21 protein-coding genes and 1 tRNA gene are annotated in these 21,070 nt (G+C 63.0%); 6 read left to right on the top strand and 16 right to left on the bottom strand.

The features are described 5' to 3' along the window. From AC0L3D_RS20030 to AC0L3D_RS20010, 5 genes are all read right to left on the bottom strand, one after another. Window positions 1–1,406, bottom strand: a 1,406-nt coding sequence (locus AC0L3D_RS20030; RefSeq protein WP_473645587.1) for an amidase, incomplete at its 3' end; no start/stop codon positions are given. Next, a complete protein-coding gene (locus AC0L3D_RS20025; RefSeq protein ID WP_023801201.1) occupies window positions 1,406–1,864 on the bottom strand; it encodes a GNAT family N-acetyltransferase in 459 nt (152 codons plus the stop codon). The genes AC0L3D_RS20025 and AC0L3D_RS20030, both read right to left, overlap by 1 nt. 7 nt (window positions 1,865–1,871) lie before the next feature. Beyond that, complete coding sequence (gene gatC, locus AC0L3D_RS20020) at window positions 1,872–2,159, bottom strand: Asp-tRNA(Asn)/Glu-tRNA(Gln) amidotransferase subunit GatC (RefSeq protein WP_128172398.1); 288 nt, start codon at window positions 2,157–2,159, stop codon at window positions 1,872–1,874. A gap of 92 nt (window positions 2,160–2,251) precedes the next feature. Beyond that, window positions 2,252–2,668, bottom strand: coding sequence for a hypothetical protein (locus AC0L3D_RS20015; protein ID WP_473627761.1), 417 nt, complete (start codon window positions 2,666–2,668; stop codon window positions 2,252–2,254). Window positions 2,669–2,706: 38 nt separating this feature from the next. Next, entirely contained in the window at window positions 2,707–3,414 is a 708-nt protein-coding gene (locus tag AC0L3D_RS20010) for a metal-dependent hydrolase (protein WP_128168138.1), read from the bottom strand. A 100-nt stretch (window positions 3,415–3,514) separates the two neighbouring features. Here AC0L3D_RS20010 and ruvX point away from each other — a divergent pair, with 100 nt between their 5' ends. Then, entirely contained in the window at window positions 3,515–4,000 is a 486-nt protein-coding gene (ruvX, locus tag AC0L3D_RS20005; protein WP_128168137.1) for a Holliday junction resolvase RuvX, read from the top strand. Here ruvX and AC0L3D_RS20000 read toward each other — a convergent pair. Further along, window positions 3,967–4,278, bottom strand: coding sequence for a DUF6105 family protein (locus tag AC0L3D_RS20000; RefSeq protein WP_128168136.1), 312 nt, complete (start codon window positions 4,276–4,278; stop codon window positions 3,967–3,969). The two genes, ruvX and AC0L3D_RS20000, sit on opposite strands and share 34 nt — an antisense overlap. 486 nt (window positions 4,279–4,764) lie before the next feature. Beyond that, window positions 4,765–6,393, bottom strand: a complete 1,629-nt coding sequence (locus AC0L3D_RS19995) for a DNA alkylation response protein (RefSeq protein WP_128168135.1) — start codon at window positions 6,391–6,393, stop codon at window positions 4,765–4,767. Between the two features lie 158 nt (window positions 6,394–6,551). Between AC0L3D_RS19995 and AC0L3D_RS19990 the strand changes: the two genes are divergently transcribed. The 4 genes from AC0L3D_RS19990 (at window position 6,552) to dprA (ending at window position 10,655) form a co-directional block, all read left to right on the top strand. Continuing rightward, window positions 6,552–7,517 carry an aspartate carbamoyltransferase catalytic subunit gene (locus AC0L3D_RS19990; RefSeq protein ID WP_128168134.1) on the top strand — a complete coding sequence of 322 codons (966 nt, stop codon included), beginning with the start codon at window positions 6,552–6,554 and terminating at the stop codon, window positions 7,515–7,517. Next, on the top strand, window positions 7,514–8,800 hold the full coding sequence (locus tag AC0L3D_RS19985) for a dihydroorotase (protein ID WP_128172395.1): 1,287 nt from the start codon (window positions 7,514–7,516) through the stop codon (window positions 8,798–8,800). The genes AC0L3D_RS19990 and AC0L3D_RS19985 overlap by 4 nt, the downstream gene beginning before the upstream one ends. 146 nt (window positions 8,801–8,946) lie before the next feature. Next, the gene (gene plsY / locus AC0L3D_RS19980; protein ID WP_287376476.1) at window positions 8,947–9,534 is read left to right on the top strand and encodes a glycerol-3-phosphate 1-O-acyltransferase PlsY; all 588 of its coding nucleotides are present in this window, start codon (window positions 8,947–8,949) and stop codon (window positions 9,532–9,534) included. Next, on the top strand, window positions 9,531–10,655 hold the full coding sequence (gene dprA, locus AC0L3D_RS19975) for a DNA-processing protein DprA (RefSeq protein ID WP_473645585.1): 1,125 nt from the start codon (window positions 9,531–9,533) through the stop codon (window positions 10,653–10,655). Before plsY ends, dprA begins: the two co-directional genes overlap by 4 nt. Window positions 10,656–10,770: 115 nt before the next feature. Here the strand turns inward: dprA and AC0L3D_RS19970 are convergent. Continuing rightward, window positions 10,771–10,846, bottom strand: a tRNA-Lys gene (locus AC0L3D_RS19970). Window positions 10,847–11,109: 263 nt separating this feature from the next. Between AC0L3D_RS19970 and AC0L3D_RS19965 the strand changes: the two genes are divergently transcribed. After that, window positions 11,110–11,676 carry a BA14K family protein gene (locus tag AC0L3D_RS19965; RefSeq protein ID WP_473645583.1) on the top strand — a complete coding sequence of 189 codons (567 nt, stop codon included), beginning with the start codon at window positions 11,110–11,112 and terminating at the stop codon, window positions 11,674–11,676. A gap of 82 nt (window positions 11,677–11,758) precedes the next feature. On the opposite strand, the gene glpK is transcribed toward AC0L3D_RS19965, so the two are convergent. From glpK to glpD, 8 genes are all read right to left on the bottom strand, one after another. After that, on the bottom strand, window positions 11,759–13,252 hold the full coding sequence (glpK, locus tag AC0L3D_RS19960) for a glycerol kinase GlpK (RefSeq protein ID WP_473627767.1): 1,494 nt from the start codon (window positions 13,250–13,252) through the stop codon (window positions 11,759–11,761). An 84-nt stretch (window positions 13,253–13,336) separates the two neighbouring features. Continuing rightward, complete coding sequence (locus tag AC0L3D_RS19955) at window positions 13,337–15,079, bottom strand: ABC transporter substrate-binding protein (protein ID WP_027151938.1); 1,743 nt, start codon at window positions 15,077–15,079, stop codon at window positions 13,337–13,339. Between the two features lie 72 nt (window positions 15,080–15,151). Further along, window positions 15,152–15,433: a DUF2160 domain-containing protein gene (locus AC0L3D_RS19950; RefSeq protein ID WP_027151937.1), complete on the bottom strand. Its 282-nt coding sequence runs from the start codon at window positions 15,431–15,433 to the stop codon at window positions 15,152–15,154. Window positions 15,434–15,460: 27 nt separating this feature from the next. Further along, window positions 15,461–16,279, bottom strand: a complete 819-nt coding sequence (locus tag AC0L3D_RS19945) for a carbohydrate ABC transporter permease (protein ID WP_065007668.1) — start codon at window positions 16,277–16,279, stop codon at window positions 15,461–15,463. Between the two features lie 112 nt (window positions 16,280–16,391). After that, entirely contained in the window at window positions 16,392–17,258 is an 867-nt protein-coding gene (locus AC0L3D_RS19940) for a carbohydrate ABC transporter permease (protein ID WP_027151935.1), read from the bottom strand. Window positions 17,259–17,263: 5 nt separating this feature from the next. After that, complete coding sequence (locus AC0L3D_RS19935; RefSeq protein WP_473627770.1) at window positions 17,264–18,334, bottom strand: ABC transporter ATP-binding protein; 1,071 nt, start codon at window positions 18,332–18,334, stop codon at window positions 17,264–17,266. 12 nt (window positions 18,335–18,346) lie between these two features. Beyond that, window positions 18,347–19,429 carry an ABC transporter ATP-binding protein gene (locus AC0L3D_RS19930; protein ID WP_287342970.1) on the bottom strand — a complete coding sequence of 361 codons (1,083 nt, stop codon included), beginning with the start codon at window positions 19,427–19,429 and terminating at the stop codon, window positions 18,347–18,349. 28 nt (window positions 19,430–19,457) lie between these two features. Beyond that, a complete protein-coding gene (glpD, locus tag AC0L3D_RS19925) occupies window positions 19,458–20,984 on the bottom strand; it encodes a glycerol-3-phosphate dehydrogenase (protein WP_473627772.1) in 1,527 nt (508 codons plus the stop codon). Window positions 20,985–21,070 lie beyond the last annotated feature (86 nt).

Genomic DNA, 21,070 nt, shown 5'->3' with positions numbered 1-21,070 from the left:
ACGCGGGGCCGGGCCCGCTTGTGTGTGGGGTGCTGGTCTTGGGGGGGGGGGGGGGGGCCCTGCCCGCGGGGGGGGCGGCGGACGCCCGCCCACGGCGTCGCCGGCGTCAGGATGACGTCGACGCCGGCAGTGAATGCATTTTCGAAATCCCGCTTGATGAGGTTGCGCACCTTCTGCGCCTGCAGATAGTAGGCGTCGTAGTAGCCGGCGGAGAGCACATAGGTGCCGATCATGATGCGGCGCTTGACCTCGCGGCCGAAGCCGGCGGCGCGGGTCTTCTCGTACATGTCGACGATGTCCTTGCCCGGCACGCGCAACCCGTAGCGGACGCCGTCATAGCGGGCTAGGTTCGACGAGGCTTCGGCGGGCGCGACGATATAATAGGCCGGCAGCGCATATTTGGTATGCGGAAGCGAAATGTCGACGATCTCGGCGCCGGCATCTTTCAGCCAGGCAATGCCCTTCTGCCACAGCGCCTCGATCTCGTCTGGCATGCCGTCGACGCGGTATTCCCTCGGGATGCCGACCTTCATGCCCTTGATCGGCTTGCCGATCGCCGCCTCGTAATCCGGCACCGGGCGGTCGACCGAGGTGGTGTCCTTCGGATCGACCGAGGCCATGGATTTCAAGAGAATCGCGGCGTCACGCACGTCGCGGGCGATCGGACCGGCCTGGTCGAGCGACGAAGCGAAGGCGACGATGCCCCAGCGCGAGCAGCGGCCGTAGGTCGGCTTGATGCCGACCGTGCCGGTGAAGGCGGCGGGCTGGCGGATCGAGCCGCCGGTGTCGGTGGCGGTGGCGCCGGCACACAGGAACGCCGAAACGGCGGAGGCCGAGCCACCCGACGAGCCGCCCGGCACGAGCTGGGCGTTATCCAGCGTACGCGCGGTCCTGGTGCCGCCGGCCGAGACAAAACCGCCATCGCCCTGATGCGTGGTCGGCATCACCATCGTGTCGACGCGCGAACGCCGCCATGGATTGACGACCGGGCCGTAGTAGGAGCTCTCATTGGACGAGCCCATGGCGAACTCGTCCATGTTGAGCTTGCCGAGCATGACGGCGCCGTCGGCCCACAGATTGGCGGTGACGGTCGATTCGTAGTGCGGCTTGAAGCCGTCCAGCACATGGCTGCAGGCTTGGGTGTGGATGCCTTCGGTGCCGAACAGGTCCTTGACGCCGAGCGGAATGCCTTCGAGCGACCCGCCCTCGCCCTTCGCAAGCTTTGCGTCCGAGGCCCTGGCCATGTCGCGCGCCTTGTCATCGGTTACGACGACATAGGCATTGAGCGCCGGATTGGCCCGCTCGATTGCCTGGAGATAGGCTTCGGTGATCTCGGTTGCGGTGATTTCCCGGGCGCGCAGCTTGGCGCGGGCCTGCGAAATCGTCAGGTGGGTCAGGTCGCTCATCAGGCAAGGCTCTTTTCGTAAAACACCGACCACCCGGAATCGGGATAGTCCAGCACCGGGCCGCAGCGCGAAAATCCGGCGCGTTCATAGACGGTCCACGCAGCCGGATGGCGGTCGCCGGTTTCCAGCACCAGACGCTTCAGTCCTTCATTGCGCGCCAGCGCCTCGATTCGCTCGACGATCCCGGCGCCGATCTTCTGCCCGCGATGCGAAGGCCGCGTGTACATGCGCTTGACCTCGCCGACGGCGCCGTCATGGCGTTTCAGCGCGCCGCAGCCGATGGCGAGGCCGTTGTCACGAGCGATGAAGACAGTCGTGTCGTTGTCGGCCATCTGCTCGACGGTCATGTGGGAGCAGTGCTCCGGCGGCGTCAGTTCCAGCAGCGTGTCGTTGAGCTCCTTGACCAGCCCGCGCACGTCGTCCTGCAGCGGCGTTTCGATGGCGATCTCGATTGCCATCGGCCCGCTACTCCACGACCTTCGGAACGAGGAAGAAATTCTCTTCGGTCGCCGGTGCGTTGGCGACGATGTCGGCCGCCTTGCTGCCGTCGGTGACGACGTCCGGGCGCTTCTTCATCTCCATCGGAATGACCGACGTCATCGGCTCGACGCCGGCGACGTCGACCTCGTTCAACTGCTCGACAAAGCCGAGAATGGTGTTCAACTCGCCGGTCATGCGCTCGGCATCCGCCTCGCTCACCGCAATGCGGGCGAGACGCGCGACGCGCTTCACTGTCTGCAGATCAACGGACATATTTGCTTGTGCCTCGGGAAAACCAGTCCGCGCTATAGCGGCGCGGCGCGTGCCGCGCAACATGCATCGTGCCGAGAACTCAGCCAGAAGGTCTATGGCAGGGCCACACCGTCGCAGAGGAAAAAGCTGCCGCTGTTGCCGCTCGCCTCGCTTTCGTCTTCCGCAGGTCGGACCGAAACCAGATCGATCTGCTTCGGGCTCAATTGCGTTACGGAGAGAACGTCCGGAAAGACATGTCCCGGCTCCTGACATATGGCTGTCACCGCCCAACTCGGCGATAGCGTCGCCTTGCTGATCTGAAGGAACTCGCAATCGTATTCGACGCTTTGCAGGCCACGCGCCGAGAGCACGATGTTGCCGGCGTCGATCAGCGCCTCCAGTGTGTACTTCTTGGCCTGCGTACAAAGCTCCTCGGACTGGAGATACACGCCTTTGATGAAGTCCTCCGCGGCGGGAGCCGGGGAGGCCACAGAAAGAACAAAAATGAAAAGAAAGCCCCTCAAAACCATGTTTTCACTCCATTTTGGCGCCTTATACCTAGCGTCTTCTACAAGCTAATCGTCCCGCCGATCTCCGGCAACGCCACCTTCACGCCGGAACCCTCCAGCCCCGCGACAAACTTGTCGGCGGTCTGGTCGATGATCGGAAACGTGCCGAAGTGACTGGGAATGACCGTCTCGAACTGAAAGAAGCGCCGACAGGCAAGGGCTGCCACCGCGCCGCCCATGGTGAAGCGGTCGCCGATCGGCACGATGCCGATCTTCGGCTCGTGCAGTTCGTTGATCAGCGCCATGTCGGAAAAGATGTCGGTGTCGCCCATATGATAGAGCGTCTTGTCTTCCTGGAAATGCAGCACGAGGCCCCCGGGATTGCCGAGATAGGTGTTCTGGCCTTCATCGCCCGGGAACGACGAGGAATGCAGCGCCTGGACGAAGGTGGTGGTGAAGCCGCCGCAATCGATCGTGCCGCCGATATTGCCCGGATTGATCTTCTTGTCGCTGACGCCCTTGCCGACCAGGTACATGCAGACCTCGAAATTGGCGACCAGCATGGCGCCGCTTTTCCCGAGCACTTCGAGCGCACCGCTGATGTGGTCGCTGTGGCCGTGGGTCAACAGAACATGCGTGACCCCTTCCGCCGGCTCTTCCCAGCCGCCCGTCCATGACGGATTGCCGATCAGGTAGGGATCGATGAGGATTTTCGCCTCGGCGGTTTCGACGCGAAACGCGGAATGTCCGTACCAGGTCAGTTTCATGAATGCCTTCCTCGATTTTTGCTTCGCCAAAGGATAGAACGCCGGCAGTGAAATTAAAGTCCCACAGCGTCCTTTGCGGCGTATGGTCCGAGGAAAGCCGTTGAGCATCATCACCATCGAGGAGTTGCCGGCGCGGCTCGGCGGCGGCAAGACGCTGGCCGGGCTCGACCTTGGCGACAAGACGATTGGCGTGGCGGTTTCCGACCGGGGCTTTGCCTTCGCCCACCCGCGTCCCGTCATCATGCGCAGGAAATTCTCGCTGGATGCCGCAGTGCTGCTCGCCTTGCTGGAGAAAGAGAATGTCGGGGCCGTGGTGCTCGGCCTGCCGGTCAACATGGACGGGTCGGAAGGCCCGCGCGCCCAGAAATCCCGCGCCTTCGCCCGTAACATGGCTGGTGTGACCGACCTGCCCTTCGTTTTGTGGGACGAGCGGCTGTCGACGGTGGCGGCCGAGCGGACGCTGATCGAGATGGATTTTTCGCGCCGCAAACGCGCCGGCAAGATCGATTCGGCCGCGGCGGCCTTCATTCTGCAGGGCGCGCTCGACCGGCTTCAGACGCTCGGCGTCGACGCCTGGTCGAAATAGCGGTCGCGCATTATCCTGATCCAGCCACCGATCACCCGGCGTCGGCGAAACGCCCAAAACGCCATGAGCAGCAGGCTGTCGAGGATGCAGGCCTTTGCCACCATGCCCGGAATGAGCGCCGGATCGATGCCAAGCATCTCGCCATAGAGCTGGAAGACGAGGTCATGCAATTGGCGGCTCAGCATGACGTAGCCGAAATTGATGTCGTTGAGCGACAGGAAGAACCAGCCCCAGAATAAGGCGAGCGGCGTCGCCCATAGCGCGAACAAGGTGCGCATCAGCGGTCCCTCAAGTTCGTGTCCGGCCACAAGGTCGCGTCCAGGCTGCCTGAAATGCGCGAGAGCGCCGAGTTGTGCGCCGCCGCCTTCGCCATCGAGGAGCTCAATATATGCCGCATAGCGTTCCTGCTTCCGTAGATAGGACAGTGGGCTTTGCGGCCTGCCGCTGCAATGGAAACCATTTGTTAAGGTTAACGGTCATCCACAGCGGCGGTGAGCGTTATCTCGCCTGATACCGTGGCTTGGACGTGGATTTCGCCCGCTCCCCAATAGGCCCTGGGCCAGTCATCGGAACGATCCTGACACCACCAGACGCTTGATACCTCAACTTCAGCTGCTGACTTGATGTCGTTATCCGCGCACCAGGTCTTCAACGCTTCTTCCGTGGCTTTTTGCTCGAAGTCGTACCATCGATCAACGGCGCCCCTGTGCTCTCGCAATCATCTAGCGGCGCGACAAACGACGAGAAACCTTGCCGAAGTCGCTTCAGGTGACCGGTGGGTACAGCGTGTCGATGATCATGCGCGCGTCATGGCGTGAATCGAGCATGCCATAGGTGTTGCGCCACTGGCCGGCGAGGCGCGTCTCGACGAAGGCGTCGGCGATCCGCCCTGCCCCCAGCCTGCGAAGCTCCGCCGCCGCCGCCGACAGCGCCAGTTGCTCGGTGAGCAGACGCGCCGAGCCCTCATCGGTTGCCGCGACCTGCATTGCTGCCTTGAGCACACCGACGGTGCCGCGCCCGCCGGCGCCGAGATCGCGATCGATGCCGGCCAGCACCTCCTCGAACAGGCCGGGTGCACGCCCCAGCACGCGCAGCACGTCGAGCGCCATGACGTTGCCGGATCCCTCCCAGATCGCGTTGACCGGAGCTTCGCGATAGTAGCGGGCGAGCGGCGCCTCTTCGACATAGCCATTGCCGCCGAGGCACTCCATCGCCTCATAGAGCAGCGGCGGTGCGATCTTGCAGACCCAGTATTTGACGACCGGCGTCATGGCGCGCGCAAAAGCCGCCTCGCCGCGGTCGCCGGCCGCCTCGTCGAAAGAGCGCGCCAGTCGGAATGACAGCGCGGTGGCGGCGGCGACGTCGAGAGCCATGTCGGCCAGCACGCGCTGCATCAGCGGCTGCTCGATCAGATTGGTTCCAAACACCTGGCGATGACGGGTGTGGTGGACGGCTTCGGCCAGCCCGGCTCGCATGATCGCCGACGAGGCGATCGCGCAGTCGAGCCGGGTCAGCGTCACCATATCCATGATCGTCTTGACGCCTGCCCCGGGTTCGCCGACGATCTCGCCGATGGCATTGACGAACTCGACTTCGGACGAGGCGTTGGAGCGGTTGCCAAGCTTGTCCTTCAGCCGCTGGAAGCGGAAGCCGTTGCCCGAGCCATCGCCGAGGATGCGGGGAACGAGAAAGCACGACAGTCCTTCCGGCGCCTGTCCAAGCACCAGGAACGCATCCGACATCGGCGCCGACATGAACCATTTGTGGCCGGTCAGCCGATAAAAGCTGCTGCCGGCGCGCTCGGCCCTGGTGACGTTGGCGCGGACGTCGGTGCCGCCCTGCTTCTCGGTCATGCCCATGCCGAGCGTCAGCCCGGCTTTTTCGACCGGCGGCTTCTGGCTCTGGTCGTATTTGCGTGTCGTCACCCGCGGCGCCCATTCGCGAAACAGTTTCGGGCTTGCCATCAGCGCTGCCAGCGAGGCGCTGGTCATGGTGATAGGACAGAGATGCCCGGTTTCGAGCTGCGCCGTCAGGTAGAAACGGGCGGCGCGCACCTGATGGCGGCGGCCGATCTCGGCATCGCCATTTTCCCAGACCGACGAATGCAGCCCGTTCGCCACCGACCGGCGCATCAGCGCATGATAGGCTGGATGGAACTCGACCAGATCGATGCGCCTGCCCTGGCGGTCATGGGTCCTGAGCTTCGGCGTCTCGACATTGGCGAGGCGGGCCAGTTCCTGCGCCTCCTGCGTCAGCACGAAACGGCCAAGCCCATCGATATCCTTGCGCACCGGATCGGAAAAACGCTCGGCAAGCTGGATCAGCAACGGATCGCCTCGCCAGGCGTTGCCGCCAGCCAGCGGCGGCGGCTGGTTCGTCACGTCGTCGGTCACACGCTGTCCTTATCATCACAAGGCCACGAATCCGAAGCCATCAGCTAGATATAGCCCAAGCCGCGCAACGAGCGCGACGAAAATACCGGGGAGAAAGGCCGCAATCCAAAGCTGGTGCTTGCAGCCAAAGGTCCTCCACCCTATAGCAGCGCCTTGAGATGACCGACGCTTCGTCCCTGCCACTCTACCCCCACCGCCATCTTCTGGGCATCCGCGATCTTTCCCCCGCCGACATCGAGCTTTTGCTGGACAGGGCGGACCGGTCGGTCGCGATCTCGCGGCAGTCGGAGAAGAAAGCCTCGACGCTGCGTGGCCGCACCCAGATAAACCTGTTCTACGAAGCTTCGACCCGTACGCAATCGTCGTTCGAACTGGCCGGAAAACGGCTCGGCGCCGACGTCATGAACATGTCGGTGGCCAGTTCTTCGGTGAAGAAGGGCGAGACGCTGATCGACACGGCGATGACGCTGAACGCCATGCATCCCGACATCCTGATCATCCGCCATCAGTCGGCGGGTGCCGCCGCGCTGCTGGCGCAAAAGGTCGGTTGCTCGGTGATCAATGCCGGCGACGGCGCCCATGAGCACCCGACGCAGGCGCTGCTCGACGCGCTGACCATCCGCCGCGCCAGGGGCCCGCTGTCGAAGCTGATCGTGGCGATCTGCGGCGACATCCTGCATTCGCGCGTGGCGCGTTCCAACATCATGCTGCTCAATGCGCTCGGCGCGCAGGTGCGCGTCGTGGCGCCGTCGACGCTTTTGCCCGCCGGCATCGAGAAAATGGGCGTGATCGTCACCCGTTCGATGGCCGAAGGGCTCAAGGACGCGGATGTGGTGATGATGCTGCGGCTGCAGCGCGAGCGCATGGAAGGCGCCTTCGTGCCTTCGGTGCGTGAGTATTTCCACTATTTCGGCCTCGACGCCGAGAAGCTGAAGGCGGCCAAGGACGGCGCTCTGGTCATGCACCCCGGCCCGATGAACCGCGGCGTCGAGATCGCCTCGGAAATCGCCGACGGTCCGCAGAGCGTCATCCAGGAACAGGTGGAGATGGGTGTTGCCGTTCGCATGGCGGTGATGGAAGCGCTGCTCGATCCCCGCCGCAATTATGAAGGCCGCGGCGCATGAGCACAACGGTGTTCAGCCGGGCCCGCATCATCGATCCGTCGCGCGGCATTGACGAGGTCGGCACCGTCATTGTCGAGGGCCGCAAGATCGTCGCTGCCGGCAAGGCGGCCTTGAACCAGGGCGCTGCGCAAGATGCTAACGTCATCGACTGCGCCGGCAAGGCAATTATTCCCGGCCTGATCGATGCGCGCGTCTTCATCGGCGAACCGGGCGGCGAGCACCGTGAGACCATCGCTTCGGCCAGCGTGGCGGCGGCGGCCGGCGGCGTGACTTCCATCGTCATGATGCCCGACACCGACCCGGTGATCGACAATGTCGCGCTGGTCGAATTCGTGCTGCGCACCGCCAAGGACACTGCCGTCGTCAATATCTTTCCGGCGGCGGCGATCACCAAGGGGCTCGAAGGCCGCGAGATGACCGAATTCGGCCTGCTGCGCGAGGCCGGCGCGATCGCCTTCACTGACGGCCGGCACACCATATCAAGCGCACTGGTGATGCGCCGTGCGCTGACCTATGCGCGCGATTTCGGCGGCGTGATCGCGCATGAAACCCAGGACGCCGACCTCGCTTCGTCAGGCGTCATGAACGAAGGCCTCTATGCCAGCTGGCTCGGCCTTGCCGGCATTCCGCGCGAGGCCGAGTCCATTCCGCTGGAGCGCGATCTTGCGCTGGCGCGGCTGACTGGCGGCGCCTATCACGCGGCCAAGATTTCAACTGCGATGGCGGCAAACGCGGTAACGAGGGCCAAGGCCGACGGCGCCAAAGTCACAGCAGGCGTCTCGATCCACAATCTGTCGCTCAACGAGAACGATGTCGGCGAATACCGCACCTTCTTCCGGCTGACGCCGCCGCTGCGCGCCGAGGAGGACCGGCTGGCGATGATCGAGGCGGTCAAGGACGGCACGATCGACATCATCGTATCCTCGCACGACCCGCAGGACGTCGACACCAAGCGGCTGCCTTTCGCCGACGCCGCGGCCGGTGCCATCGGACTGGAAACGCTGCTCGGCGCGGCGCTGCGGCTCTACCACAATGGCGATATGACGCTGCTCAGGTTGGTTGAGACGTTGTCCACTGCGCCGGCAAGACTGTTCGGCCTGCCCGGCGGCACGCTGAAGCCGGGTGCGGTCGCCGACCTTGCGCTGGTCGATCTCGACGAGCCATGGATCGTCAGCGAAAGCGGCATCCGTTCGCGCTCGAAAAACACCTGTTTCGAAGGCGCGCGGCTGCAGGGCAAGGTCTTGCAAACGATGGTGGCGGGCCGCACAGTGTTTTCGGCCTAATGCATGTCGCGCAAAAGCATGCCCTCGGGCCTGACCCGAGGGTGCGCAGCGGTTTTGCGATAACGACATGCATAAAACAGCAACCTAAAGCGCGTCGCATCAGGCCGGTCAAACGCGACGCGCTTTAGGGCATATCCGGGGGAACAATGGCTTACGGCATCGTCTTGGCGCTGGTGTTCGGCTATCTGCTCGGCTCCATCCCGTTCGGCCTCCTGATCACCCGTGCCGCCGGCCTTGGCGACGTCCGCAACATCGGCTCCGGCAATATCGGCGCCACCAATGTGCTGCGCACCGGCAACAAGGGCCTGGCTGCCGCCACGCTGCTGCTCGACGCGCTGAAAGGCACGGCGGCGGTGCTGATCGCCGGTTACTTTGCCCCGGAGCTCGGGCTCTGGGCCGGCTTAGGCGCCTTCTTCGGCCATCTCTTCCCGGTCTGGCTCGGTTTCAAGGGCGGCAAGGGGGTCGCCACCTATCTCGGCGTGCTGATCGCTCTTGGCTGGCAGGTGGCGCTGATCTTTGCCGTCGTCTGGCTGGCCATGGCTTTCCTGTTCCGCTATTCCTCGCTGGCGGCGCTGACGGCAGCAATCGTCGTGCCGATCGCGCTCTATGTCCTCAGCACGCCCGAGATTGCCGGGCTGTTCGCGCTGATGAGCCTGATCGCCATCATAAAACACCGGGCCAACATTACCCGGCTGCTGGCCGGCACCGAGAACAAGATCGGAGCCAGGGAGTGAGCCAGCGCGCCGCCGGGACGCGGCTCAGCGACCGGCAGCGGTTGAGCTGGCTTCGTTTGATCCGCACGCCGAATGTCGGTGCGGCCACCTTTCGCGACCTGATCAACCGCTTCGGCTCGGCCGAGACGGCGCTCGAGATGCTGCCCGAGCTGATGGTTTCGGGCGGCGCCAGAAAGGCCGTCCGCATCCCGACGGTGGCCGAGGCCGAGGCGGAACTGGAGACCGCACGGCGCGCCGGCGCCCGCTTCGTCGGCATTGGCGAGGCCGACTATCCGCCGCTGATGAAAAGCATGGACCATCCGCCGCCGCTGCTCGCGGTCAAGGGCGAAGGCGCGGTGTTCCGGCTGCCGGCGGTCGCCATAGTCGGCGCCCGAAACGCCTCGCTGGCCGGCATCAAGATGGCGCGGACGCTCGCCGCCGAACTCGGCCGCGACGGCTTCGGCATCGTCTCCGGCCTGGCGCGCGGCATCGACACGGCAGCCCATCAGGGCAGCCTTGCGTCAGGCACGATCGGTGTGCTGGCCGGCGGCCTCGACCTGCCCTACCCGCCCGAGAATGCCGCATTGTGCAACGAGATTGCCGAGCGCGGCGGTGCCATCATTTCAGAGATGCCGTTCGGCTGGCAGCCGCGCGCCCAGGATTTTCCACGCCGAAACCGCCTTGTCGCCGGTGCGGCATTGGGGCTGGTCGTGGTCGAGGCGGCGCTGCGCTCCGGCTCGCTGATCAGCGCCAGGCTTGCCGGCGAGATGGGCCGGCTGGTCTTCGCCGTCCCCGGCTCGCCGCTCGATCCGCGCGCCGCCGGCGCCAACGCCTTGCTTAAGGACGGCGCCACCCTGGTCACCGAAGCAGCGGACATTACCGGTGCGATCGCGCCGCTGGTCGGCAAACTGGCGCCAAGAACGCCGCTGCTCGAAGAGCCGCCCGACTTTTCGGCAACACCGCCACCCGGCGAAGACGACCGCGCCCGCGTCATCGAAGCGCTCTGCCCAACGCCGGTGGCGATCGACGAAATCATCCGCCACACCGGCCTGCATCCCGCCCAGGTTTTCATGGTGCTGCTGGAACTCGACTTAGCCGGCCGGCTGGAGCGCCACGCCGGCGGCAATGTCTCGCTGGTGTGATCGAGACGATTCTTGAGAGAACCTGGCTCGACCGCTGGAAAACCCAAGGCGTCATGAAGCATCTCGCTTTAGACCGGGAACAGGAACGCTAACCTGTTGATTTTCAGGGAAAAAATGGTGAGCGCGCAGGGATTCGAACCCTGGACCTACTGATTAAAAGTCAGTTGCTCTACCGGCTGAGCTACGCGCTCCCGCGGGCTCAGGATGCCGCCCTCGAAATTGCGCGGAACATAGGGAGAGTGTCTCGAACGGTCAACCGGAAAAAGAGGCCTCGCGAGCCGGACTTTTCGCGGTCTGCTGACGCCTCGCAAACCGTCTCGACAAGACCGGAGTGGCTGTCTCGCACAAAAGCCGAGACGCATTACGAATCAGCAGCTTGCTATTCTTCGCGGAACAATTGCGCAACCTGCCCGTTTTTATCGCTACAAGGGACGACGCTATCAAGGAGAAGGCCATGAACAGGATCATGTCGGGCTTGCTGGCGACCGTGCTGTCAGCATCATTCGCTGTAGCGCAGATCGTGCCCGTCAACGCCCAGCCCATCTACGTGCCGCTGGGTCAGAACGTCTCGTCGGATGTCCAGACAGTTCAGGATGAACGGTGGAGGTGGAGGAACCGGGATTTCTCGCGTCGCGATTTACGTCGCGATTTCTCTCGCCGTGATTTCCGTCGCGATTTTTCTCGCCGCGAGTTCCGTCGCGATTTCTCCCGCCGCGATTTTTCCCGCCGCGATTTTCGTCGTTTCGCCGGTAACGACGATTTCAGGTATTATCGCGGCTATCGCGGCTATCGCTATTATCGTCCTGGCTATCGTCGCTACAACGACTATTGGTTCCCGCTGGCGGCCTTCGCTACCGGCGCGCTGATCACCGGCGCGATCATCAACAACCAGAGCCGCCGCATCTATCGCGGCGATGCCCACGTGGAGTGGTGCTACAGCCGCTACAGATCTTACCGGGCCTACGACAACACGTTTAAGCCTTACTACGGCCCCCGCCGGCAGTGCATCTCGCCCTATTGATAAGCCAGGGGCAGAGTTGAATAAACCTTGTTGAAAAGCCTGCGCCGGCAACGGCGCAGGCTTTTCTTTTCGGAGCGCGAATCTACAGCGTGCTCAGTGTCCGTCGCACAGCATGGCGCCAACCCGCCAGCTTTGCGGAACGGACCGATGCATCCATGTCCGGTCGAAACCGTCGCTCCAGCGCCCAGCTCCTGGCGAATTCCCTTGTCTTCGGCCAGACGCCGGCCTTCGAGCCGGCCAGCCATGCCGCGCCGAGCGCCGTCGTCTCCAGGATGGTCGGGCGGTCGACCGGCGCATCGAGGATGTCGGCAAGCCGCTGCATCGTCCAGTCCGACGCCACCATGCCGCCATCGACCCTGAGAACGGTCTTCGCTGACGCGCTCTTCCAGTCCCTGCGCATCGCATCGAGCAGGTCGCGCGTCTGGAACGCGACCGATTCGAGTGCGGCACGGGCAAATTCCGCCGGGCCCGAATTGCGGGTCAGCCCGAAGATGGCGCCGCGCGCCTCGGCGTCCCAGTGCGGCGCGCCAAGCCCGACGAAAGCCGGCACCAGGTAGACTTGTTGGGTCGGGTCGGCGCTCGCCGCCAGCACGCCGCTCTGCTCGGCCTTGCCGATCACCTTGATGCCGTCGCGCAGCCATTGCACGGCAGCACCTGCGATGAAGATCGACCCTTCCAGCGCATAGGTGGTCTTGCCGTTCAGCCTGTAGGCAATGGTCGTCAACAGACGGTTCTTCGAGCGCACCAGATCGCTGCCGGTGTTGAGCAGCGCGAAGCAGCCGGTGCCATAGGTCGATTTCATCATGCCCGGCTCGAAACAGGCCTGGCCGATGGTCGCCGCGTGCTGGTCGCCAGCCACACCGAGGATCTTTATCTCTGCGCCGAACAGGCTTTTCTCTGTGATTCCATAGTCGTCGGCGCAATCCTTCACCTGCGGCAGCATTCTTGCCGGTATACCAAGAATGGCTAGGAGCTCGTCGTCCCAGGCATTTTTTTCGATGTTGTAGACCAGCGTGCGCGAGGCGTTGGTGGCGTCGGTAGCGTGAACCTTGCCGCCGGTCAGCCGCCAGATCAGAAAGCTGTCGATGGTGCCGGCCAGCAATTCGCCGTTCTCGGCACGATTTCTGGCGCCCTTCACCTTGTCCAGCATCCAGGCGATCTTGGTGCCGGAGAAATAGGGATCGAGCAGCAGGCCGGTCTTCCTGGTGAACTTCTTCTCCAACCCCTGCTTCTTCAATTTCTGGCACAGCGGCGCGGTGCGGCGGTCCTGCCAGACAATCGCGTTATGGATCGGCCTGCCGGTCGCCCTGTCCCAGATGACGACGGTCTCGCGCTGGTTGGTGATTCCGATGGCCGCGATATCGGCGGCCTTTCGCCCGGCAGCAGCCAAGGCTGCCTTGCAGGTCGAAATGACCGTGTCCCAGATTTCCTCTGGATCGTGCTCGACCCAGCCGGAGGCCGGATAGTGCTGGGCAAACTCCTTTTGTCCGCTGCCCACGAGCTTCATGGATCCATCGAACACGATGGCGCGGCTGGACGTGGTGCCCTGGTCGATCGACAAGATGTATCCGGTCATGCTGTCTACCCCTCAGTTACAACGAAGGGAGACGGCTCGCGCCGCCTCCCTGTGGTCTCTTTCCGCTTTGGCGGTTCGGCAAGCCTACTGGGTGGTCCAGCGCTTGATCAGTTCCTCATAGACGATGGTCTCGCCTTTCGGCTTCTCGTTCTCGAGTTTGGCCTTAGGACCGTTCGGCTTGCCCAACCATTCGGTCGGATCTTTCGGCTCGTTGAGTCGCGGACCACAGCCGCCATAGACCTTAGCGGACTCGTCGGCGGCCTGCATGCGGGCCATCGTGATGTCCATTTCCTCAGCGAGGCGGTCCATCGCCTGCTGCGGCGTGAACGCCCCGGAGTTCACGTCGCCGATCTGCTGCCACCAGATCTGGGCGAGCTTCGGGTAGTCGGGCACGTTGATGCCGGTCGGCGACCAGGCGACCCGGTCTGGAGAGCGGTAGAACTCCACCCAGCCGCCGAGTTTGGGCGCACGGTCGGTAAACGACTGATGCCGAATGTCGGAATCGCGGATCAGAGTGAGCCCGACATGGGACTTCTTCAAAGACACGGTCTTAGACACGACGAACTGCGCATAAAGCCAGGCGGCCTTGGCACGATCGGCCGGGGTCGATTTCAGGATCGTCCAAGAGCCCACGTCCTGATAGCCGATCTTCTGCCCTTCCTTCCAGTACGGGCCGTGCGGCGACGGGGCCATGCGCCACAACAAATTGCCCTCATCATCGACCGTGTTGTTGCCTTCCGACTTGGGCTTCACCATGTCGGCGAGGAAAGCCGTGTACCAAAAGATCTGCTGGGCCACGTTGCCTTGGCTCAGCGCGGGCAGCGACTGGTAGAAATCGTAGCTCGCTGCTCCGGGAGGCGCAAAGTTGCGCAGCCACTCATCCCACTTTGCGATGGCATAGACCGACGCCGGACCATTCGCCTCGCCACCGCGCGAAACGCTCGCGCCGACCGGATTGCAGGTGCCCGCCTCCATGCGAATGCCCCATTCGTCGATCGGGATGCCATTCGGCTCGCCGGGGCTGCCAGTGCCGGCCATGGACAGCCACGCGTCAGTCATGCGCCAACCGAGATCGGGTGCGCGCTTGCCGTAGTCCATGTGTCCGAAGACCTGCACGCCGTCGATTTCCTTCACGTCCTTGGAGAAGAATTCGGCGATATCCTCGTAGGCGGACCAGTTCACCGGGACGCCGAGATCGTAGCCATACTTGGCCTTAAACTTTTCCTTGAGTTCCGGCTTGTCGAACCAGTCCTTGCGGAACCAGTAGAGGTTGGCGAACTGCTGGTCCGGGAGCTGGTAGAGCTTGCCGTCCGGGCCGGTCGTGAACTTGATGCCAATGAAGTCTTCGAGATCGAGCGTCGGAAGGGTGACATCCTTGCCTTCGCCGGCCATGAAATCGGTGAGATTCACGGCAAGCTGCAGCCGCGAATGAGTGCCGATCAGGTCGCTGTCGTTGACATAAGCGTCATAAAGGTTGCGGTTGGTCTGCATCTGTGTCTGCACCGCCTGGACGACTTCGCCCTCGCCGAGGATCTGGTGGTTGACCTTGATGCCGGTGATCGCCTCGAACGCCTTGGTGAGCACGGTCGATTCATAGGTGTGTGTCGGGATACCTTCCGACAGCACGTTGACCTCCATGCCGGCGAAGGGTTTCGCGGCATCGACAAACCATTGCATTTCGGCTTCCTGAGCCGAGCGATCGAGGGTCGAAAGGCCATTGATTTCCGTGTCAAGGAATGTCTTGGCTTCGTCCATGCCTGCGTAGGCCTGACTGGCCCCGAGCAGCAGGACTAGTGCCGTTGTCGATGTTAGTAGGTGACGTCGCATGAGGTTCCTCCCATTTCGGTTTCAAGTGCGATCGGAGCGGTCGTTGCGCGGCCGCTCCAACAGTTTCTCCCCCTAGACGAATCGAAAAACGCCGATGGCGTAGACGATCGAGAGGGCGAGTGCCCACCACAAGTTGGGTCCGACAAGACCCAGCCAAGCGAGATGGATGTAGGCGCTGCCTAGCAGCGAAATGAACAGTCGGTCGCCACGCGTCGTGTCGAGGCCGAGAATGCCATGGCGCGGCGCTCCGCCAGGACTGGCCCACTCCCACACGGTCATCCCGACCAGAAGAAGCAGGATCACGCCGAAGAAGGTGGCGGTCTGCCAAGTCCAGGCCATCCATGACAGATCCATCGTCTTTACTCCTTCGCTGCGCCGCCGCTAGACGCGGCCGAGCGCAAACCCCTTGGCGATATAGTTCCGGACGAACCAGATGACGATCGCGCCCGGCACGATGGTGAGCACGCCGGCGGCCGCCAGCAATCCGAGTTCGTAGCCCGATGTGCTCGCCGTCCGGGTCATCACGGCGGCGATCGGCTTCGCGGCGACAGACGTCAGCGTCTTGGCGAGCAAAAGCTCGACCCAAGAGAACATGAAGCAGAAGAACGCCGTGACACCGATGCCGGAAGCGATCAGCGGCATGAATATCTTCACGAAGAACCGCGGCCAGGAATAGCCGTCTATGAAGGCCGTCTCGTCGATCTCCTTCGGCACGCCGGACATGAAGCCTTCGAGAATCCACACTGCGAGCGGTATGTTGAACAGGCAGTGCGCCAGCGCAACGGCCCATGGCGTGTCGAAGAGATTGATGGCCGAGTAGAGCTGGTAAAACGGCAGCGCGAAAACCGCCGGCGGCGCCATGCGGTTGGTCAGCAGCCAGAAGAACAGGTGCTTGTCCCCAAGGAAGCGGTAGCGCGAGAAGGCATAGGCAGCGGGCAGCGCCACGCTGACCGAAATCGCAGTGTTGATAAATACATAGCTGATGGAGCTGATGTAGCCATTGTACCAAACGGGGTTGGTGAGGATCTCGACATAGCTGGCCACCGTGAAACTGCGGGGCCACAATGAAAAGCCGCCGAGGATTTCGTTCGTCGTCTTGAACGACATGTTGAGCAGCCAGTAGATCGGCAGCATCAGAAAGATGATGTAGACCGTCGGCACGAGCCAAAGGAAGCGCGCCTCCCGGCCGCGTCCGCTCATTACGCTCGCCGACTGGAGACCCGCCGCATTCGACGCCGGTGGCGGCGTTGTCTGTTCTCGCATCAAAACGTCGCCCCTTTTATCCCCAAGGCCTTCCTTCACTGATGTCATCTCAGCCCTCCGCTTCGGATTGGGTCATCAGGGTGTAGAAGAGCCACGACACCAGCAGCGTCATCAGGAAGTAGATGATGCTCATGGCCGCCGCGATTCCGAGGTTGAATTCGCCGAGCGCTGCCTTGACAAGATCGATCGACAGGAAGGTCGTGGCATTGCCCGGTCCCCCGCCTGTCAGTACGAACGGTTCAGTGTAGACCATGAAGGAATCCATGAACCGCAGCAGCATGGCAATGGTCAGCACGCGCTTCATCTTGGGCAGCTGGATAAAGCGGAACACCGACCAACGTGATGCACCGTCAATCTTTGCAGCCTGATAGTAGGCGTCGGGGATCGAGACGAGGCCTGCATAGGCAAGCAGCACCACCAGCGAGGTCCAATGCCATACGTCCATCAGGACGACGGTGAACCACGCCGCCAGCGGCTGGCTGGTAAAATTGTAGCTGATGCCCATCGCGTTGATAACATAGCCGAGCAGCCCGATGTCCGGCAGCGCAAAGATGTTCCACATGGCGCCGACGACGTTCCATGGGATCAGCAACGGCAGCGACATCAACACCAGGCAGACCGCGACCCATGGGCCGGAACGCGGCATGGCAAGCGCCACCGCCACGCCTAGCGGCACCTCGATCAGCAGGATTAACCCGGTGAAGGCGAACTGGCGCAGGAGCGATGCGTGGAAGCGCGGCGAATTAAGCACTTCCTGGAACCACTTAACGCCTTCAAAGAAGAACAGGTTGTTTCCGAACGTCTCCTGAACTGAATAGTTGACCACCGTCATCAGCGGGATGATTGCGTTGAACGCCACCAGCACCAGCACCGGCAGCACCATGAACCATGCCTTGTTGTTCCAGGTCTTATCCATGGAGTTCAGCCTCCCATCTCGACGCGCCAGGAATCGGCATAGATATTGATGCCGGCCGGGTCGAAAGCGATCTTCGGATCGGCGGGAATGTCCTCGTCCTCGCTGATAATCGCCGCGATGTCGCGGCCTTCGAAACTGGCGCGCACCACCTTGTGGCGGCCGATATCCTCGACCTTGCGGATTGAAACCGGCATGCCGCTGGCGCCAAGCCTGACATATTCGGGGCGGATGCCGAGTTCGATCGCACCGGTGATCCCGGCCTTGGGCGCGCCCGGCAATTCGATCGTCTGGCTGCCGAGCCGCGCGCTCCTGCCTTCGACCGCGACCGGCATGACGTTCATGCCCGGCGAACCGATGAAATAGCCGACGAATGTATGCTTGGGGCGCTCGAACAGTTCGGCTGGAGAGCCGATCTGCACGATCTCGCCTTCATACATGACGACGACGTTTTCGGCGAAGGTGAGTGCCTCGGTCTGGTCGTGCGTGACATAGACCATGGTGAAGCCGAAGCGCCTGTGCAGCTGCTTCAACTGCGAACGCAGCACCCATTTCATATGCGGGTCGATGACGGTCAGCGGCTCGTCGAACAGGATCGCGTTGACATCGGAGCGCACCAGCCCGCGTCCGAGCGAGATCTTCTGCTTCTGGTCGGCGGTCAGCCCCCTCGCCTTTCGCTTGGCCATGTCGGCCAGACCGGTCATGTCAAGGGTTTCACGCACCTTGCGGTCGACGTCGGGTTCCGCAACGCCGCGGTTGCGCAGCGGGAAGGCCAGATTGTCGTAGACGGTCATGGTGTCGTAGATGACCGGAAACTGGAACACCTGAGCTATGTTGCGCTCCTGCGTCGACAGATTGGTGACGTCCTTGCCGTCGAACAGAAGCTCGCCGTGCGACGGATACAACAGGCCGGAAATGATGTTGAGCAGCGTGGTCTTGCCGCAGCCCGACGGCCCCAGCAGCGCATAGGCGCCGCCGTCCTCGAAGGCGTGATGCACCTCCTTCAGCGCATAGTCCTTGTCCGACTTCGGATGCGGCCCGTAGGCGTGGCGGATGTGATTGCAGTCGATGCGCGCCATGTGCCCTCCTCCTCAAGCCGCCAGCATCTGTGGCGGCGCGGCCGAGCGGCCGTTCGCGTCGAACACCATGATGTGCCGCGGGTCGATGAACACCTCGATGGTCTGGTCCGGCTCGAACACCAGGATGCCGTGCTCAAGCATGACCCAGCGGACATCGGCGAAATCGAGATGCACGAAACTTTCAGAACCGGTGATCTCGGTGACCGAGACCTTGGCTCTCACCGCCACCGCCGACGGGCTCGGCCGGGCAAGGGAGAGATGGTGGGGCTGGAAGCCGATCGTGTAACTCGTATCGGCAATACCGACGAGTTCAGCCGGCACCGGGAGGCTCACCCCACCTTCAAGAAGGAAGCTCGAACCGCTCTTCTTCAGCACGATCGTGTTGAGCGGCGGATCGGCGAACGTCCTGGCCGTGACGAGGTCGTTCGGCCTGCGGAAGACGTCGATCGTCGGGCCGAACTGGGTGATGCGGCCTTCGGAAAGCGTCGCCGTGTTGCCGCCGAGCAGCAAGGCTTCGTGCGGCTCGGTCGTGGCGTAGACGAAGATGGTGCCGGTCGCCGCGAAGATCTTCGGCAATTCCGCGCGCAGCTCCTCGCGCAGCTTGTAGTCGAGGTTGGCGAGTGGCTCGTCGAGCAGCACGAGGCTGGCGTTCTTGACGATGGCGCGGGCCAGCGCGGTGCGCTGCTGCTGGCCGCCGGAGAGGCTGAGCGGCGTGCGGTCTAGAAAGGGCGTCAGCTTGAGAAGGGCTGCGGCATTGCGCACCTCCTTGTCGATCTTTGCCCGCTCGGCACCGGCCACCCTCAGCGGCGAGGCGATATTCTCGTAAACGGTCATCGCCGGATAGTTGATGAACTGCTGGTAGACCATGGCGACGTTGCGCTTCTGCACCGGAATGCCAGTGACATCCTTGCCATCGAACCAGACCGAGCCGGATGTCGGCACGTCAAGGCCGGCCATCAGCCGCATCAGGCTGGTCTTGCCGGAAAGCGTCGGCCCGAGCAGGACGTTGAGCGAGCCGTGCTGAAGCGTCAGCGAGACGTCGCGTATATGCTCCGTCGCCCCGACCGTCTTCGTCACGTTTCTCAGTTCCAGCATGATGCCTCCTCCCAGGCTTTCTGCATGACTATTCGGCAGCCGCGACATGGCGCCGGCTTATCCCGCGCATGAATTCGTCGAGCGCTGCCGCCTGCTCGCGGCTCAGTTGCAGGCCGCGCTTTGTCCTGCGCCACAATACATCTTCGGCCGTCATCGCCCATTCATTTTGAACGAGGTAGCGTACCTCGGCCTCGTAGAGATCGGCGCCAAAGTTGCGGCCAAGGTCGGCATTCGACCTGGCGAGGCCCAGCAGCATCCTTGCGCGAGTCCCGTAAAGCCGGGTCAGGCGCCGCGCCAGACGCGCATCGAGGAACGGATAGGCCGTTTTCAGTTTCGCCACTTCGGCGTCGAAGCCGCGCGCCGGGAAATCGCCGCCCGGCAGCGGCGCGTTTGCCGTCCACGGCTTGCCGCGCTTGCCGAGAAAACCCTCGATTTTCTCGAGCATCGATTCCGACAGCCGGCGATAGGTGGTGATCTTGCCGCCGAAGGTGTTGACGATCGGCGCCGTGCCTTCGCCGCCGTCGGTCTTCAGCACATAATCGCGGGTCGCTTCCTGCGCCTTCGAGGCGCCGTCGTCATAAAGCGGGCGCACGGCGGAATAGGTCCAGACGATGTCCGAACGCTTGACCGGTTGCGCGAAATATTCGCTCGCCGCAGCACAGAGGTAATCGATCTCGGCATCGCTGATCTTCACGTCGCGCGGGTCGCCGGAAAAGTCCTGGTCGGTGGTGCCGATCAGCGTGAACTCTTCCTCGTAGGGGATGGCAAAGATGATGCGGCCATCCTTGTTCTGAAAGAAATAGGCGCGCGGATCGTCGAATTTATTGCTGATGACGATATGGCTGCCCTGTACCAGCCGGACATTGTGCACGTCGTTCAACCCGACCGTAGCCGACAGCACGTGGTCGACCCATGGGCCGGCGGCGTTGACCAAAAGCCGCGCCTTGACCTCCTCGGTGTCGCCGGTCTGCGTGTTTTGCAGCCTGACCGTCCAGAACTCGCCTTCACGGCGTGCGTCGACGACTTTCGTGCGGGTTCGTATCGTTGCGCCGCGATCGGCGGCGTCGCGGGCGTTCAACGCCACCAGCCGCGCATCGTTGACCCAGCCGTCGGAATATTCGAAGGCCCTGCGAAACAACGGCTTCAGCGGCTTGCCGGCTGGGTCGTTTGCCATGTCCAGCGTCCTGGTCGCCGGCAGCAATTTGCGCCCGCCAATGTGGTCGTAGAGGAAAAGGCCGAGCCTGATCAGCCAGGCCGGGCGCAGGCCCTTGGCATAGGGCAGCACGAAGCGCATCGGCCAGATGATGTGCGGCGCGTTCTTCCAAAGGATCTCGCGCTCCATCAGCGCCTCGCGCACCAGGCGGAACTCATAGAACTCCAGATAGCGCAAGCCGCCATGGATCAGTTTGGTCGAGCCCGAGGACGTGCCGCTGGCCAGATCGTTCATCTCGGCAAGAAACACCGAGAAGCCGCGCCCAACCGCATCGCGGGCAATGCCGCAGCCGTTGATACCGCCACCGATGACGAAGATGTCATGGATCGGGGATGCGCTCACAAAAAGTCCTCCCGGATTTCGCATTGCAGCATTCTTAGGTTTTTACGAAACCGTGTTGGGATTATTTCGAAATAGGAACGAATGTC

The organism is Mesorhizobium sp. WSM4837 (assembly GCF_055811435.1).
This window is presented reverse-complemented; position numbering and strand designations above follow the sequence as displayed.

Bases quoted from the DNA above. Each gene is read 5' to 3' on its own strand.
- AC0L3D_RS20015 (WP_473627761.1), bottom strand. From the start codon at position 2,668: ATGGTTTTGAGGGGCTTTCTTTTCATTTTTGTTCTTTCTGTGGCCTCC.
- gatC (WP_128172398.1), bottom strand. From the start codon at position 2,159: ATGTCCGTTGATCTGCAGACAGTGAAGCGCGTCGCGCGTCTCGCCCGC.
- AC0L3D_RS20000 (WP_128168136.1), bottom strand. From the start codon at position 4,278: ATGCGCACCTTGTTCGCGCTATGGGCGACGCCGCTCGCCTTATTCTGG.
- AC0L3D_RS19945 (WP_065007668.1), bottom strand. From the start codon at position 16,279: ATGAGCGGACGCGGCCGGGAGGCGCGCTTCCTTTGGCTCGTGCCGACG.
- AC0L3D_RS19940 (WP_027151935.1), bottom strand. From the start codon at position 17,258: ATGGATAAGACCTGGAACAACAAGGCATGGTTCATGGTGCTGCCGGTG.
- AC0L3D_RS19990 (WP_128168134.1), top strand. From the start codon at position 6,552: ATGACCGACGCTTCGTCCCTGCCACTCTACCCCCACCGCCATCTTCTG.
- AC0L3D_RS20010 (WP_128168138.1), bottom strand. From the start codon at position 3,414: ATGAAACTGACCTGGTACGGACATTCCGCGTTTCGCGTCGAAACCGCC.
- AC0L3D_RS19935 (WP_473627770.1), bottom strand. From the start codon at position 18,334: ATGGCGCGCATCGACTGCAATCACATCCGCCACGCCTACGGGCCGCAT.
- AC0L3D_RS19930 (WP_287342970.1), bottom strand. From the start codon at position 19,429: ATGCTGGAACTGAGAAACGTGACGAAGACGGTCGGGGCGACGGAGCAT.
- AC0L3D_RS19965 (WP_473645583.1), top strand. From the start codon at position 11,110: ATGAACAGGATCATGTCGGGCTTGCTGGCGACCGTGCTGTCAGCATCA.
- AC0L3D_RS20025 (WP_023801201.1), bottom strand. From the start codon at position 1,864: ATGGCAATCGAGATCGCCATCGAAACGCCGCTGCAGGACGACGTGCGC.
- glpK (WP_473627767.1), bottom strand. From the start codon at position 13,252: ATGACCGGATACATCTTGTCGATCGACCAGGGCACCACGTCCAGCCGC.
- plsY (WP_287376476.1), top strand. From the start codon at position 8,947: ATGGCTTACGGCATCGTCTTGGCGCTGGTGTTCGGCTATCTGCTCGGC.
- AC0L3D_RS19985 (WP_128172395.1), top strand. From the start codon at position 7,514: ATGAGCACAACGGTGTTCAGCCGGGCCCGCATCATCGATCCGTCGCGC.
- AC0L3D_RS19955 (WP_027151938.1), bottom strand. From the start codon at position 15,079: ATGCGACGTCACCTACTAACATCGACAACGGCACTAGTCCTGCTGCTC.
- AC0L3D_RS19950 (WP_027151937.1), bottom strand. From the start codon at position 15,433: ATGGATCTGTCATGGATGGCCTGGACTTGGCAGACCGCCACCTTCTTC.